The sequence below is a fragment of the Anatilimnocola aggregata genome, from assembly GCF_007747655.1.
GTDB lineage: Bacteria > Planctomycetota > Planctomycetia > Pirellulales > Pirellulaceae > Anatilimnocola > Anatilimnocola aggregata.
On record NZ_CP036274.1, the window covers coordinates 536914 to 550197 of the forward strand.

11 protein-coding genes and 1 pseudogene are annotated in these 13284 nt (G+C 56.9%); 6 read left to right on the forward strand and 6 right to left on the reverse strand.

Annotated features, from left to right (window positions below):
- Nucleotides 1–35 precede the first annotated feature (35 nt).
- Complete coding sequence (locus ETAA8_RS01920) at nucleotides 36–695, reverse strand: Uma2 family endonuclease (protein ID WP_202921505.1); 660 nt, start codon at nucleotides 693–695, stop codon at nucleotides 36–38.
- Nucleotides 696–932: 237 nt separating this feature from the next.
- On the opposite strand from ETAA8_RS01920, the gene ETAA8_RS01925 reads away from it, so the two are divergent.
- From ETAA8_RS01925 to gnd, 5 genes and pseudogenes are all read left to right on the forward strand, one after another.
- The gene (locus ETAA8_RS01925; protein ID WP_145084099.1) at nucleotides 933–2225 is read left to right on the forward strand and encodes a diphosphate--fructose-6-phosphate 1-phosphotransferase; all 1293 of its coding nucleotides are present in this window, start codon (nucleotides 933–935) and stop codon (nucleotides 2223–2225) included.
- A 99-nt stretch (nucleotides 2226–2324) separates the two neighbouring features.
- Nucleotides 2325–2654 (forward strand): annotated as a pseudogene (locus ETAA8_RS01930) (four helix bundle protein); the annotation flags it as partial.
- Nucleotides 2655–2730: 76 nt separating this feature from the next.
- The gene (locus ETAA8_RS01935; RefSeq protein WP_145084103.1) at nucleotides 2731–3597 is read left to right on the forward strand and encodes an HAD family hydrolase; all 867 of its coding nucleotides are present in this window, start codon (nucleotides 2731–2733) and stop codon (nucleotides 3595–3597) included.
- Nucleotides 3598–3641: 44 nt separating this feature from the next.
- Nucleotides 3642–4013 carry a four helix bundle protein gene (locus tag ETAA8_RS01940; RefSeq protein ID WP_145084106.1) on the forward strand — a complete coding sequence of 124 codons (372 nt, stop codon included), beginning with the start codon at nucleotides 3642–3644 and terminating at the stop codon, nucleotides 4011–4013.
- On the forward strand, nucleotides 4014–5510 hold the full coding sequence (gnd, locus tag ETAA8_RS01945) for a decarboxylating NADP(+)-dependent phosphogluconate dehydrogenase (RefSeq protein ID WP_145084109.1): 1497 nt from the start codon (nucleotides 4014–4016) through the stop codon (nucleotides 5508–5510).
- 79 nt (nucleotides 5511–5589) lie between these two features.
- Here gnd and ETAA8_RS01950 read toward each other — a convergent pair whose 3' ends face one another.
- The 4 genes from ETAA8_RS01950 to ETAA8_RS01965 all read right to left on the reverse strand — a co-directional run bounded on the left by ETAA8_RS01950 (nucleotide 5590) and on the right by ETAA8_RS01965 (nucleotide 9551).
- Entirely contained in the window at nucleotides 5590–6822 is a 1233-nt protein-coding gene (locus tag ETAA8_RS01950; RefSeq protein WP_202921507.1) for a cation:proton antiporter, read from the reverse strand.
- 57 nt (nucleotides 6823–6879) lie between these two features.
- A complete protein-coding gene (locus tag ETAA8_RS01955) occupies nucleotides 6880–7215 on the reverse strand; it encodes a hypothetical protein (RefSeq protein WP_145084112.1) in 336 nt (111 codons plus the stop codon).
- 405 nt (nucleotides 7216–7620) lie between these two features.
- Complete coding sequence (locus ETAA8_RS01960; protein WP_145084115.1) at nucleotides 7621–8388, reverse strand: hypothetical protein; 768 nt, start codon at nucleotides 8386–8388, stop codon at nucleotides 7621–7623.
- 107 nt (nucleotides 8389–8495) lie between these two features.
- Nucleotides 8496–9551, reverse strand: a complete 1056-nt coding sequence (locus tag ETAA8_RS01965; protein ID WP_145084119.1) for a DUF1611 domain-containing protein — start codon at nucleotides 9549–9551, stop codon at nucleotides 8496–8498.
- A gap of 452 nt (nucleotides 9552–10003) precedes the next feature.
- Between ETAA8_RS01965 and ETAA8_RS01970 the strand changes: the two genes are divergently transcribed.
- Nucleotides 10004–10759 (forward strand): PIG-L family deacetylase, encoded by a 756-nt coding sequence (locus ETAA8_RS01970; RefSeq protein ID WP_145084122.1) that lies wholly within the window; start codon nucleotides 10004–10006, stop codon nucleotides 10757–10759.
- Between the two features lie 22 nt (nucleotides 10760–10781).
- On the opposite strand, the gene ETAA8_RS01975 is transcribed toward ETAA8_RS01970, so the two are convergent.
- Nucleotides 10782–12980 carry a fused MFS/spermidine synthase gene (locus ETAA8_RS01975; RefSeq protein ID WP_145084125.1) on the reverse strand — a complete coding sequence of 733 codons (2199 nt, stop codon included), beginning with the start codon at nucleotides 12978–12980 and terminating at the stop codon, nucleotides 10782–10784.
- Nucleotides 12981–13284 lie beyond the last annotated feature (304 nt).

Below are 13284 nucleotides of genomic sequence, written 5' to 3' on the forward strand. Positions count from 1 at the left end.
CGCCCACCCCGATTGAATCACCCCGTGCGACCAATTTACTTGAGCGCGTCGAGTGGATTTTGAAAGATCTCGGCGAGCTTTAGTTCGAAACCGGGCAGCAGGGAGGTCGAGACCATGGCTGTTCCTTGCCAGACCAGCGGGGACTGGGGGCTGGTGAACTGGTGCAACTCACGCGTCTTGGGATAGACGTACCAAACTTCTTCACTCCCCGTAGAGAAATACTCCTTCAACTTCTCATCCATTTCCTTGCGGCTGTTCGAATCGCTAATGACTTCGACGGCTAGGGTGGGTGCGACAGGAATGAGATTTTCTTGAATTCCTGCAAAAAACTGCTGGGCGCGATCTGCTGCTAAGTACGCCGTATTCGGGCGGCGAATGAGTCCTGTGCGCAATCTGTATGCTGCACTGCCCCCCAGCACGATTCCACCTGAATGCAGACCTACATACGATGCAAGTGAACTACAAATCCGGCTGCCGATGAAGGAATGGAATGTCCATGTCGCTTTGTCGATCAAAATTCCGTCGACTAGTTCGCACAAGCGGTCTTCGTGCTCGGCGAGATAAACCACGGCTTCTTCCGTGGCCTGACCCGGAAGAGGCCTCATGGCGATACGTGCCACGGGAATCTCGCCAAAACGCTCAGCAAGTTGAACTAGCATGAACTGCGGCAAGTCCAAGTCAATTGGACCATTCATTGGCGACCAAGTGCTCATAAACGCCAGTTTAGGCAGACTGCTGACCCTTTACGAGTGTCTTCCCCTGGTTTGTGCTTCCGCTGCCTTTCCTTGCCAGCACCGGCAATTCAGCCACTTTCCGTCCCTTCGCGCCCCTCGGCTACCCGGCTAAAATCGCGGTTTCCCGTTTTACCCGGCTTTTGCCGGTTACAAACCAGACGTAACTCTCCACGAGCACCGCTCAATCAGCACGAAATCATGAGCAAGAAGAAAAACCTGGTCGTTGCCCAAAGCGGCGGCCCGAGTCCGGTGATCAACAACACGCTGCGCGGCCTGATCGAAGCGGCTCGCAACTACGACAACATCGGCACCGTCTACGGCGCATTTCACGGCATCGAAGGGGTGCTGAAAGAAGAGTTGCTCGACCTCTCGGGGCAATGCCGCGACGAGATCTCGCTCCTTCGTTACACGCCGGCCGCCGGTTCGATTGGCACTTGCCGTTACAAGCTCAAGGCGAATCAAAACGAAGACTTCGATCGCGTGCTGGAGGTATTTAAGGCTCACGATGTCGGCTACTTCTGCTACATCGGTGGCAACGACTCGATGGACACCGCCAACAAAGTGGCTCAGCTTGCGCAGCAGCGAGGCTTGGACCTGATTGGCATCGGCGGGCCCAAGACAATCGACAACGACGTCGGCGATTCCGAATTCAAGCTCATCGACCATACACCTGGTTACGGCAGCACCGCCAAGTACTGGATGCACGCGGTTCAAAATGCCAACGAAGAAAACGAAGGCTCGTGCCCCGCAGACCCTGTGCTGGTCATGCAAGCCATGGGTCGCAAGATCGGCTTCATTCCTGCCGCGGCTCGGCTGGCCGATCCGAATCGCGAGATGCCGTTGCAGATCTATCTGGCCGAAAGCCCTTGCTCGCTCGAGCAATTGGCTGATAACGTCAACGATCAACTGGTGAAAGACGGTCGCTGCATTGTCGTCATCAGCGAAGGCTTTAACGTCGGCAGCTTGGGCGAGCGTAAAGACTCGTTCGGCCACACGCAGTTCAGCAGCAGCGAAACGACGGTGGCTCAGCTGGTCGTGAACTACCTCAACAAGATCGGCTTGAAGGCCAAGGGAAGTGCTCGCGGCAATGTGCCCGGCACCGACCAGCGTCACTCGATGGCTTATGCCTCGACAGTCGATTTGGACGAAGCCTATCGCGCCGGCGAGAACTGCGCCGTCATCGCCGCCAAGGGTGAGAGCGGCTACATGTCGACCATCCTGCGTAACCCAGGTGCCGTCTACAGTGTGACCTACGACAAGGTTCCTTTGACCGAAGTCGCCAACAGCGAGCGGACCTTCCCCAAGAAGTGGATCACCGCTGCGGGCAACGACGTCACCGACGACTTCCTCAGGTACGCCAAGCCCCTCGTCGGCGAAGGGATGGTCAGCTTGCCTATCGTTGATGGTCGTCAACGGATGACGCGGCTTAAGAAGACGTTCGCCGCGCAAAAGTTGCCGAAGTATGTGCCGCAAGCGGATCGGGCAAAGTAGTAGGGAGGAAGCGAGGAAGGGATAAAGGGTTGAAGAGAGGGAAAGCCAAGGCGGGAGGTTGTGATGAGGAATTATCGCGACCTCTAGGTTTGGCAAGCTGCCTTGCGACTCGCAGTTGATATTTGTCGTGCCCTGGAATCGTTTCCTAAGCACGAGCAGTACGGCATTTGCAGTCAGATTCGCAGGAGTGCAGTTTCTATTCCCTCAAATATTGCCGAAGGACATCAACGCGACTCCACCAAGGAGTTCCTTCAATTCCTTTCCATTGCCCGCGGTTCATTGGCTGAAGTTGAAACACAAATCATCATTTCTCAAGAACTCGGATATTTCAAGAAAGAGTATGCAGAAGCATTCCTAGCACGAACTAGCGAGTTGCTTCGCATGCTCCAAGGACTTCAAGCGGCCCTGCGAAGGCGATTGGCCAAGTAAATTCCTGCTGCTCTATCTCTTCATCGCTTCGTCCCTTTCCCCCTTCAACCCTAACCTCTAACCAACAGCCTCACCCATGTATGAGATAGCTCCCAAACACGCTTTCCTCGTCGGCATCGATAGCGATGGCTGCACGTTCGACACCATGGAACTGAAGCACAAAGAGTGCTTCATTCCGAACATCATCAACTACTACGGCCTGCAAGCCGTAAGCAAGTACGCTCGCGAATGTGCCGAGTTTGTGAACCTGTACAGCAAGAGCCGCGGCATCAATCGCTTCCCGGCGCTCATCGAAGCGCTCGAGTGGCTGCAGAAGCGGCCCGAGGTGATCGCTCGCGGCGTGAAGATCGAAATTCCTGATGCACTGCGCAAGTGGGTCAAGGAAGAAACCAAGCTGGGCAATCCAGCGCTCGAAGCCAAGGTGAAGGCCAGCGGCGACAAGGCCCTAACCGAATGCCTCGCGTGGTCGAAGGCCGTGAACAAGACCGTCGACGATATGGTTCGTCACGTGCCGCCATTCCCGTATGTCTTCGACAGCTTGAAAAAGCTGCAAGGCAAGGCCGACATGATCGTCTGCTCGGCCACGCCGAACGACGCGCTGAAGAAGGAATGGAGCGAGCATGGTATCGATCAGTTCGTGACCGCGATCTGCGGCCAGGAAGTCGGCACGAAGAAGGAAGTCCTCACGAACTCGCAGAAGTACGCCCCCAGCCATACGCTGATGATTGGCGATGCTCCTGGCGACTATGCCGCTGCCAAGGCCAACAACTGCCTCTTCTATCCGATCAATCCCGGCAATGAAGACGCCAGTTGGAAGCGGTTTCATGATGAAGCCATCGATCGCTTTTTGAATGAGACGTTTGCGGGTGAATATCAAAAGATGTTGCTCGCCGAGTTCGATAGCTACTTGCCTGAGAAGCCAAGTTGGAAGGGTGTTAGCTAGGAGGGGGCTAGGGACCGGGAACTGGGAGCTGGGGAAAGAAGGCAATGGCCGCTATTCGCAGCTACCGCGACTTAATCGTTTGGCAAGAGGCGATTTCGCTGGCGAAGAGTGTCTACAAACTTTCCGCGAACTTTCCCCGCCGAGAAGTTTATGGATTGACCAGTCAAATTCGCCGCGCGAGCATTTCCATTCCTTCGAATATCGCCGAAGGCCTCGCTCGAAACTCAACTCGTGAATATCTTCGGTTTGTTTCGATCGCTTTGGGCTCGCTGGCTGAATTAGAAACGCAACTTTGTCTTTCAGTCGAATTGGAATTCTGCACACAACAACAAGTGGATCCAGTTTTGAAAATAGCCGAGATACTCGGTCGTCGAATACACGCACTACAAAGCTCCCTCAACGCAAAGGTCGAATAGATGTCTCCTTCCCCAGCCCCCAGTTCCCAGTCCCAAGCCCCTGCAGCCGACTTTGGTTTGATCGGTCTCGCCGTCATGGGCGAAAATCTGGCTTTGAATGTAGAGAGCCGCGGCTACAGCGTCGCTGTATTCAATCGAACCACTTCGGTGACCGACGCATTCATTTCCGGCCGCGCCAAGGGGAAAAAGTTCACCGGCTGTCATTCGCTGGAAGAACTTGTTGCGGCGGTGAAGACTCCACGCAAGATCATGATGATGGTGAAGGCCGGTCCTGCCGTTGACGATCTGATCGAAAAGCTGATCCCGCTTTGCTCGCCCGGCGATGTGATCATCGACGGCGGTAACGAGCACTACACCAACACCGAACGCCGTACGCAGTATGTCGAGAGCAAGGGTTTGCTCTACATCGGCACCGGCGTTTCCGGCGGTGAAGAAGGCGCCCTCAAGGGCCCGAGCATGATGCCCGGCGGCAGCGAAAAAGGTTGGCCGCTCGTAAAGCCGATCTTCCAAGCAATCGCCGCCAAGGTCGGTCCGAAAGAAGACATCCCTTGCTGCGAATGGGTTGGGCCGCGTGGTGCTGGTCATTACGTGAAGATGGTTCACAACGGCATCGAGTACGGCGACATGCAGCTGATCTGCGAAGCCTACCTGATGCTCAAGGAAGCAGCCGGCCTGACAAACGACGAACTGTACGACGTGTTCGATTCATGGAACCGCAGCGAGCTGCAAAGCTACCTCATCGAGATCAGCCGTGACATCTTTAGTGTGAAGGATGACCAAGGTGGCGACGGCTACCTCGTCGACAAGATCCTCGACGCCGCCGGCGCCAAGGGCACGGGCAAGTGGATGAGCCAATTGGCCCTCGACCTTGGTGTGCCCAGCACGATGGTGACGGAAGCCGTGTATGCTCGCTCGCTGTCGTCGTTCAAAGATGCTCGCGTCCGGGCCTCGAAGATTCTAGCTGGTCCTTCGCCAGCATCGTCTGGAGTAAACATCGGCGACAAGAAGCAATTCATCGAAGACGTGAAGCAAGCGCTCTACGCTTCGAAAATCTGCAGTTACGCTCAAGGTTATGTGCAGCTGCAAGCTGCCGCCAAGGAGCACAACTGGCCGCTCAACTATGGCGACATCGCCCTGCTGTGGCGCGGTGGCTGCATCATCCGCGCTCAGTTCCTCGAGCGGATCAAGGAAGCCTTCGACGCGCAGCCTAATCTTGAGAACCTGCTCCTCTTCCCGTTCTTCACCGAAGCTTTGAAGAAGGCCCAGGACTCGTGGCGCAAGGTCGTTGTGACAGCGACGCAGATGGGCCTGCCGGTCATCGAGTTCAGCAACGCCCTGGCTTACTACGACAGCTATCGCCGCGAGCGCTTGCCCGCCAACTTGCTGCAAGCCCAGCGCGACTACTTCGGCGCTCACACCTATCAGCGCACCGACAAGCCACTCGATAAGAAATTCCATAGCGAGTGGATTCAGCTGCGCAAGACGCCAAAGGCGTAACGTCGACTACTCCAAAAGATCAACCGTCATGCCACTGGATTCAATGCCAGTGGCATTTTTATGGCATCTTACGCCGTGACTAATCTTCCTCTCGCGGCCCTGCCACCAGATCTTCAATTCCTTCGGAATCCGACCGCTGAGGCTTCTTCGGCACTGCAAGCCACTTGAGCCATACAGGGGCGATAAAAGTGGTTACCATCACCATGAGGGCGACGGCACTGAACAGCCCGCGATCGAAAATTCCGCTGCTAAGTCCCATGCCGGCGAAAATCAGGCCGACTTCGCCACGCGGGATCATTCCCACCCCAATGATCGCTTTGTTTCCTTTGAACCAGAACGGCGCAAAGCCCGCGGCAAACTTGCCAATAATAGCCGCCACCACGAGCAGACCGCCGAGCAGCAGAATTGGATGAGCTGCGGGATCGAGTGGATTGAACGTCCGCACATCCACTGCGGCACCAACGGCCACAAAGAAGATCGGCACGAAGAAATGCCCGAGACTGGCGACTCCTTTTTCGATCTCTTCGTGCATCGGTAGTTCTCGTTGGAACAGGCCAGCAGCGAAGGCACCAATGATGAGTGCCGAGCCAACCTGATCTGCCAGCCAGGCGAGCCCCAGGGCAACAACGAGCGCAATGATGGTGGGAGAGCCAGGCATTCTGAAGACTTGCAGAATGCGGTCCAGCCAAGGCACGATCCAAAGCCCTAGCAGCAACGTGACCACAAGGAAACCAAAAGCGATGCCCGTCGTTTGCGCAACCCCCAGTGCCGTGACTTCCGCCCCGCCAGCCATTCCTGTGACGACGGCCAAGATGACGAGGCCAATAACGTCATCCAGAATGGCAGCACCGAGAATTACTTGTCCCTCGGGATCTTGCAGACGTCCCAAATCGGACAACACACGAGCCGTGATCCCGACACTAGTGGCCGTCAGTGCCGCTCCAACAAACAGCGAGACAAGGTAATCAAGCTCCATCGCCCAGCAGACGGCATAGCCGAGCGAGAACGGCAGAATGACTCCAGCGAGCGCCACAGCAACGGATGCGCCACCGACTTTTAGCAACTTCTTCAGGTCAGTTTCGAGCCCGATCTCGAAGAGCAGGATAATGACGCCCACTTCCTTAAGCAGCGTAATGATCTCGTCCTTTGCATCGACCAAGCCTAGGAGTGAAGAGCCAAGAACAACGCCAGCGAGCAATTCGCCCAAGACGGCAGGTTGGCCAATTCGTTGTGCCAAAGCGCCGCCAATCTTGGCACCTACCAGGATGATGGCCAGCAAGCCCAAGAAGTGTACGAGGTGATGATGATCCACGGTTGCACAATCGCCCTTCGAAAAAGAAGCAAGGCTTCAGTAATAGATGTCGCAGGCCTACATTCGCACCCAAACGTTTGCCGCGATGAGTGCGACGAGTCCAATCCCGAGAGAAAAAATGGTGTACTTCCAGAAGTGTTGCCAGGTTGCCGGCTGACCATCGGCTGTGATGGCGTTGCCCGTCCGAATTTCCAACCAGCGCGACAGCGGCAAGCCCGCCAGACCGACAAGATAAGCAACACTGAAGCCCAGTTGCCGGCCATCCTCATCGTTAAGGATGCCGAGCAACATCAGAACCAGGAACATCGGGCCGATGAAAAACCAGTACAACCGCTGCGTGATCAGAGCAAACAAGGAGTCGTAGCGGGGTTCGGTCGGTTGTGCGTCAGACATGGCAGCGATCCATCCAGTTAGTAGGTTGTTGGCAAGACAAGAACTGCGCGCAGACGCTCTTCGACTTCACGGCGAGGTCACAAAACGTAAGCCCGCGCGAAGTAATGTCCGCGGTAGCGATCGAGAGTTCGGCGCGAGAGAGTTCGGCGCGAGCGAACTGAGCGCTCAGGACGGTGCCCTGATCTCACTCAATCGCAAGTGGTGTGCCGATCGGTCGCGCAAGATGCGCAAAAATTGCTAGAGCCCGCCGCCGCAGGTGATGAAGAGCTTGAGATAGAGCTCATGCTCGCTTGCCGGATGTGTTTCGAACAACTGCATGTCGGCCTTCCATAAAGTGATTCCTGCACCCTAACACCAAACGCGCTGAATCGCAACCGCAGTGAAACGCTTATCGCTCGACGCAATTCAGCGCTTCTTCGAGGTTCCCGGAAATCGCATGGTCGCGGCGAGGATGCTGCAAAGGATGAAGCCGAGCAAGAGCCCGAGCGCGACAACGCCGAGGAAGGCAAACGGGGGCGGGATGATGCTCTCGATGCCGTGATTGAGCGAGACACCGAAGATCGAACAGAGCGTGACGATGGGAAAGAAGAAAGCGGCGAGCAGATTGAGCCGATGCGAGGCGAGCGCCATTTGATGGGAAGCCGCGGTTTGCTCTTCGGTTTTTTTGGCGAGCGCGAAGTCGAGCGCGGTCTGGACTTCGCCCAGCAACAACTCAGCTGCCCGTTCAATTTCATAAGCCCGGTCGCGAAAGTTGATCAGGTCGCGATCGCTGGAAATCAGCGTACGAGCTTCCTGTAATGCAGCGTGCAGATTGCGAGTCGTGCGATGGAGTGGTCCCATGGCCTCGATGATGCGAAACATCTCGTCGACAGTGCTCGCGTTATCTTCCAAGCGGTCGAACTTATCGACCAGATCACTGAACTCACTCAAATGCTTTGCGAGCGCCGCCGCCCCTGGCCCAAGATCGCTCGACAGCCAGTTGCCATCGGGTTTGCGCCAGAAGAATCGACCTTGTCGTTCGCTTTCGTTCGCCTTGGGCAACTTGTGCAAGACGAGCAACAAGTGTCCGTCGGCCATCATCGCCCGCTGTCGTCCGACCTTATCGCCCAAGCGCTCGCGGATTCCAGCAGGAATGTCCCAGGTGGGAGGCAAGATGTTCTTTACAACGGGCATCGAGTGTTCTCTGGGTCAGGGAAATGCAGAATGTAGAACGCAGAATGCAGAATCAGGAAAGAACCGAATGGCATTTCATTCTGCATTCTGACTTCTTCCTTCTGCATTTAAGGACTGTGCCAGCCGCCTTGCTCATGAAAGGCAATCACCGCGTCGACCAGTTCGTCGGGGCCATCTCGCAGCACGTCGCAGGCGGGCAGGCCAAACTCGGCTTTCACGCGAGCTCGTTCTGCTGCTGCGGCAGCGGCGTCGACCCGGCGACTGTTGATCGCAATGCCGATCACCTGGCAGCTCTGATGGATATTCGCCATCAGCTCGAACATCTTTTTAATTTCCGCAAGTGGTGGAATCTTCACGCTTTCCACGCCGGTGACCGTGTCGCGGCCGATCTCGTAACACAAAATTAACGCTTGCGGCGCACAGCCATGCAGCAAGCTGAGCGTGACACCGGAATAGGAAGGATGGACGAGGCTCCCCTGTCCTTCGACGAGCAGAATCTGATGATGCTGATGTTCGAGCACCATTTTCTCGGCAGCACCCGAGACAAAGTCGGCGACGATGCAATCGATGGGGAGGCCGTCCCCTTCGATCATAATGCCCGTCTGACCGGTGGCGATGAACTTGGCATCCCAGCCCTTCTTCTTCAGGCCGTTGGTGACTTCGACCGAGACTACCATCTTGCCAATGCTGCAATCGTGACCGACCGTATGGACGCGCAGACAATCGGGTCTCAATCCCTTGCGGCGAGCGATCGACTTCTCACTATTAGAGCGAACATCGACCAGCTTCACGCCAGCCGCGGTCGCGGCCTGCTTGAACTCGGCATCGTTGTTCAGAAAGTCGTGCAGTCCGGAGACGACATCCATCTTGCGGCCTATGGCCTGCAAAATGATCTTGCGCCAACTGGCGGGAATCTTGCCACCCGGCGGCGCAATGCCGAGGAGCAGCGTGTTGGCAGAGGGCGCTTCGTCGAGGTTCGCAATGACCGGCACAGGTTCGCCGGTGGTCACCGCGAACAGATCGCGCGAGTTCTTGCCGACCTGCGTGCTATCGAGCATGGCAACCACTTCTTCGCGGCGGTAGCGAATGACATTGGCTGCCGTTTTTCCTGCATGGGGTTCCGAGTGACCTTCGGTGAGGCAAACAATTTTGCGAGACGTCATGGATGGGCTAACCGCAAATGACAGGGTGGAAATTGCGCGGGCTAGCGCGGCTGGATGCAGACGCGCTTCCGCTGAAAGAACTTTCAGCGGATTGTACTGCAAGGAGCGAGAAGTTGCTCCTTGCCAGGCGCGAAGATACGCCGGCGGAATGAATCCACCAGCGCAGCAAAAAGGGCGGGTCCATCGATCCTGATGAAGCCCGCCCAACACGGGAGTGAGAAAGCCTGTGTTTCGACGCAGCAGCGGGTGCGAACTGCGTACACTCAACTCTATGTCTGACCGGGGCCCTGTCAATTCAAAGCATGAGGGGAAAACTTCTGGCCGGTGGAAAAAGTTCAATCGCGGGCCGGTTGTGCAGACTTTGCTCGACTTGCGGCAGCCCCGCGAACCATCGGCAATCGATATACTTCGGAGAGTGTTCTGTCTGTAACGCTTGCCAAGAAAAAACTGCCATGAATCCCGAGCTGAGCACCGCCCTGAATCGCTGGCCGGAACTCGACGTCATCGCCGTGGGGGCCCATCCCGACGATGTGGAGATTGCCTGCGGCGGCACGCTCGCCAAACTGGTGAAGCAAGGGTATCGCGTTGGCATTATCGACCTGACCGATGGCGAGCCGACGCCGCGCTCGCCGGGGCCGGAAGTGCGCCTGGCCGAAGCGCGCAAGGCAGCGGAGAAACTGGGTGTGCAAGTGCGCGTGACGCTCGACCTGCCCAATCGCCGGTTGTTCGATAGTTTTGAAGCACGCGTGGCGCTAGCGAAGGAGTTTCGGAAGTATCGACCACGGGTCGTCATCGGTTTTGGCGATAAGACTCCGCTCGCCTCGCCCGATCATTGGCAAGCGATGCAAATTACCGATGCAGCTGTCTTCTACGCGCGGCTGACAAAGTGGGATCACCACTTCGAAGACTTGCCGGTGCATGTGATTGCCTCGCAGCTTTACTTTCGCCTGGCGTTCGAGCCCGCGAACTTGCAAGGCTTTCCCAGCCACTTCACCGTCGATATTACCGAAACGCTGGAAGCGAAATTGGCTTCCGTCGCCTGTTACGAAACGCAGTTCCCCAAGGAGAAGGCGTACGTCTTCGACCGAGTGAAGGGAGCCGCGCTCATTGCTGGTGCAGCCAGTGGCTTTCACGCCGGCGAAACTTTCGTCAGTGTCCGTCCGCTCGGTGCGATCGATCTGGTAAAGACCGCGCTCGGACAAGTGTAGGTTCCGCTTCTCGAAAAGCCGATCACCGGAGAAGCGCCGTGAGATTGGTGTAGTCATCGGTCCAGAGCGGAATGTTGCGCGGGTGACGGAGGTAGTCGGGTAGATCGTCGATCTGGTCGCGGGTTTGCGCAAGGAACGTTTCGTCCTTGGAGAGAAGCATGTAGTAGTTGCGATAAAGCAGGCGGTCGAGATCGCCCTGTTGATAGATGCGGCGATAACCAAAACCCGCCTGGTCGGCCAGTTTGCTGACGACGGGAAAGAGGTCGAGGTGGGTGTTGGTGATGTGTACGACAAGCAGACCGCCCGGGGCCAGGTGTTGCTGATAGACGTCGAACGCTTCCCGCGTGAGCAGGTGCGTGGGAATGGAGTCGCCGGAAAAAGCGTCGACAACGAGCAGGTCGAACTTCTGGCTGCCGCCAGCTTTGAGCTCCCGTTCGAGTTGCAGCCGAGCATCGCCCAGGACGAGTTCGGGTTTACAGCGACAATCGCTCAGAAAGTGAAACCAGCGCTGGTCCTGAGCAATGTCGATGACTTTGGGATTGATCTCGTAGAGCCTGATCGAGTCGGTAGAGCGGGCGTAAGTTGCGATGGTCCCCACGCCGAGGCCGATCACCCCGATTCGACATTGCTCGGAGCGAGCCTGAGCGAACTTGATAGCCACTTCGCACCCCGAGCCGGCACCGTAATAAGTAAGCGGAATCGCGCGACGGGTTGGTTCGGCCAGCTGTTTGCCGTGCTGAATGGTGCCGCTGTAGAAAGTGTAATTCTCGTCCACATCGCCGATGGCGCGGTGCATGACTTCGACAATGCCATAGAAACTGCGCGAGACATGGACCGTTTTGTTGTGCGTGCTGGTCGAAGGTGCGCTGTCGAGCAACAGGCCGACGATCGACGTCGCCCCGAGCGCAACTGCGCCACCGACTGCGGGCCAGCGCAGCTTCGAGGTGGAACTCCCCGCCCAGATCAGCACGATTGCAACCAGAGCAGCTGTCATGAGGGCGAGAGGAAACTCGAAGAACGTGTTGAACAGAAATGGTGCCGCGAGATTAACCAGCAGCCCGCCCAGTGCGCCACCGAACGACATCATCAAGTAATAGCTGGTGAGATATTGCGGCGCGGGACGCGCGCGGGCCAGTTCGCCGTGGCACATCAGAGCGATCGCAAACATGGTGAGAAAATAGATGCTGGCCTGCAGCCACCAGAGGCCGCCCAGTTCTATACTGTCGTCTGCAGTGGATCCCAGAAGTGAGTTGGCGACCTGGTCGACCGTTTCGAGCGTGGTGTCGTAATAGATCACGAAAGCCAACAGGACGAGCGTACTCCAGGCAACGATTTGCCGCGGGTACCAGCGGGGATGGTCGAAGGCGATAATGAAGGTGACGAGATACAGCGAGAGCGGAATGACCCACATCAACGGAACCGAGGCGACGTTCTGACAGACTTCGTTGGTCGTCGCCAGGAACATGACCGAGGCCAATGTCGGCAGTCCAAGCCAGATTGCTTTGTCACGGAGCGAAGCCACCGCGGGAGTGATCTTTTCGGGAATCGGAATTGATTTGTCAACGCTTGCAGCCTGTTCATTGGCTACCCGAGTCGCCGGCTTGCTCAGCTGCCAGGTGCGAATCGCACAGCAGGCACAAATGACGACGAACAGGACATAACCCACCGACCAGATGCTCGCCTGGGCCACCACGCCCCACTGAACTTCGAAAAAGAATGGGTAGCTGAGGAGTGCGAGCAGCGAGCCGAGATTGGAGAGCGCAAACAGGCGATAGGGGGAGACGCCGGGCAGGCTATCGTGCAGCCAGCGCTGCAGGAGGGGCCCCGTTGCCGAGAGAGAAAAGTAAGGGATGCCGACAGTGACTGTGAGCAGCAGCAGCAGCTGAATGAGCGGGATTTCGCCGGCCTCGCCTTGGGGGCGGAGCGATTCGGGCGGGATAAGTCGACCCCAGGCGACGTTCGCGGCGGCGAGTGCCAGCACTGACAGGTGGACAGTGAGCCGCTGGTGAATGGTGCACCACTTGCTTAACAAGTGAGCATAAAAGTAACCGCCGAACAGCACAAGTTGGAAGAAGAGCATGGCTCCGGTCCAGACCGCCGGAGTGCCGCCGAACCAGGGGAGAATGAATTTGCTCACCAACGGCTGAATCTGAAACAGCAGAAACGCGCTGAGGAAAATAGTACCGGCGAATACCACGAAGGTCGCCGTCGCGGATCGCATTCGTGCAGGAATTGCCTCGGCGGCGGAGTCTAACTTTGCTACTACGGAGTTCATATTGATCCTTGGAGAACCAACCAGACCCACCGGCGGACGAGGCTTCAGCCTTGGTCAGGCACTGAACAGCACGTCCGGCAATTCTGGACGCGTGCGGCCCGATTTGGGTGCAAATGACGTTCCGCCAGCTTGCTGCCGTCCACTAACCAATGGTGGCAGTAACCAAAGCTGTTCGCCGGCATCCAATTCGAGAGGATTGCCAGTGGTCGGCGACTCTCAGAAAATGATGTGTCATAGGAGCAGGGCTTTA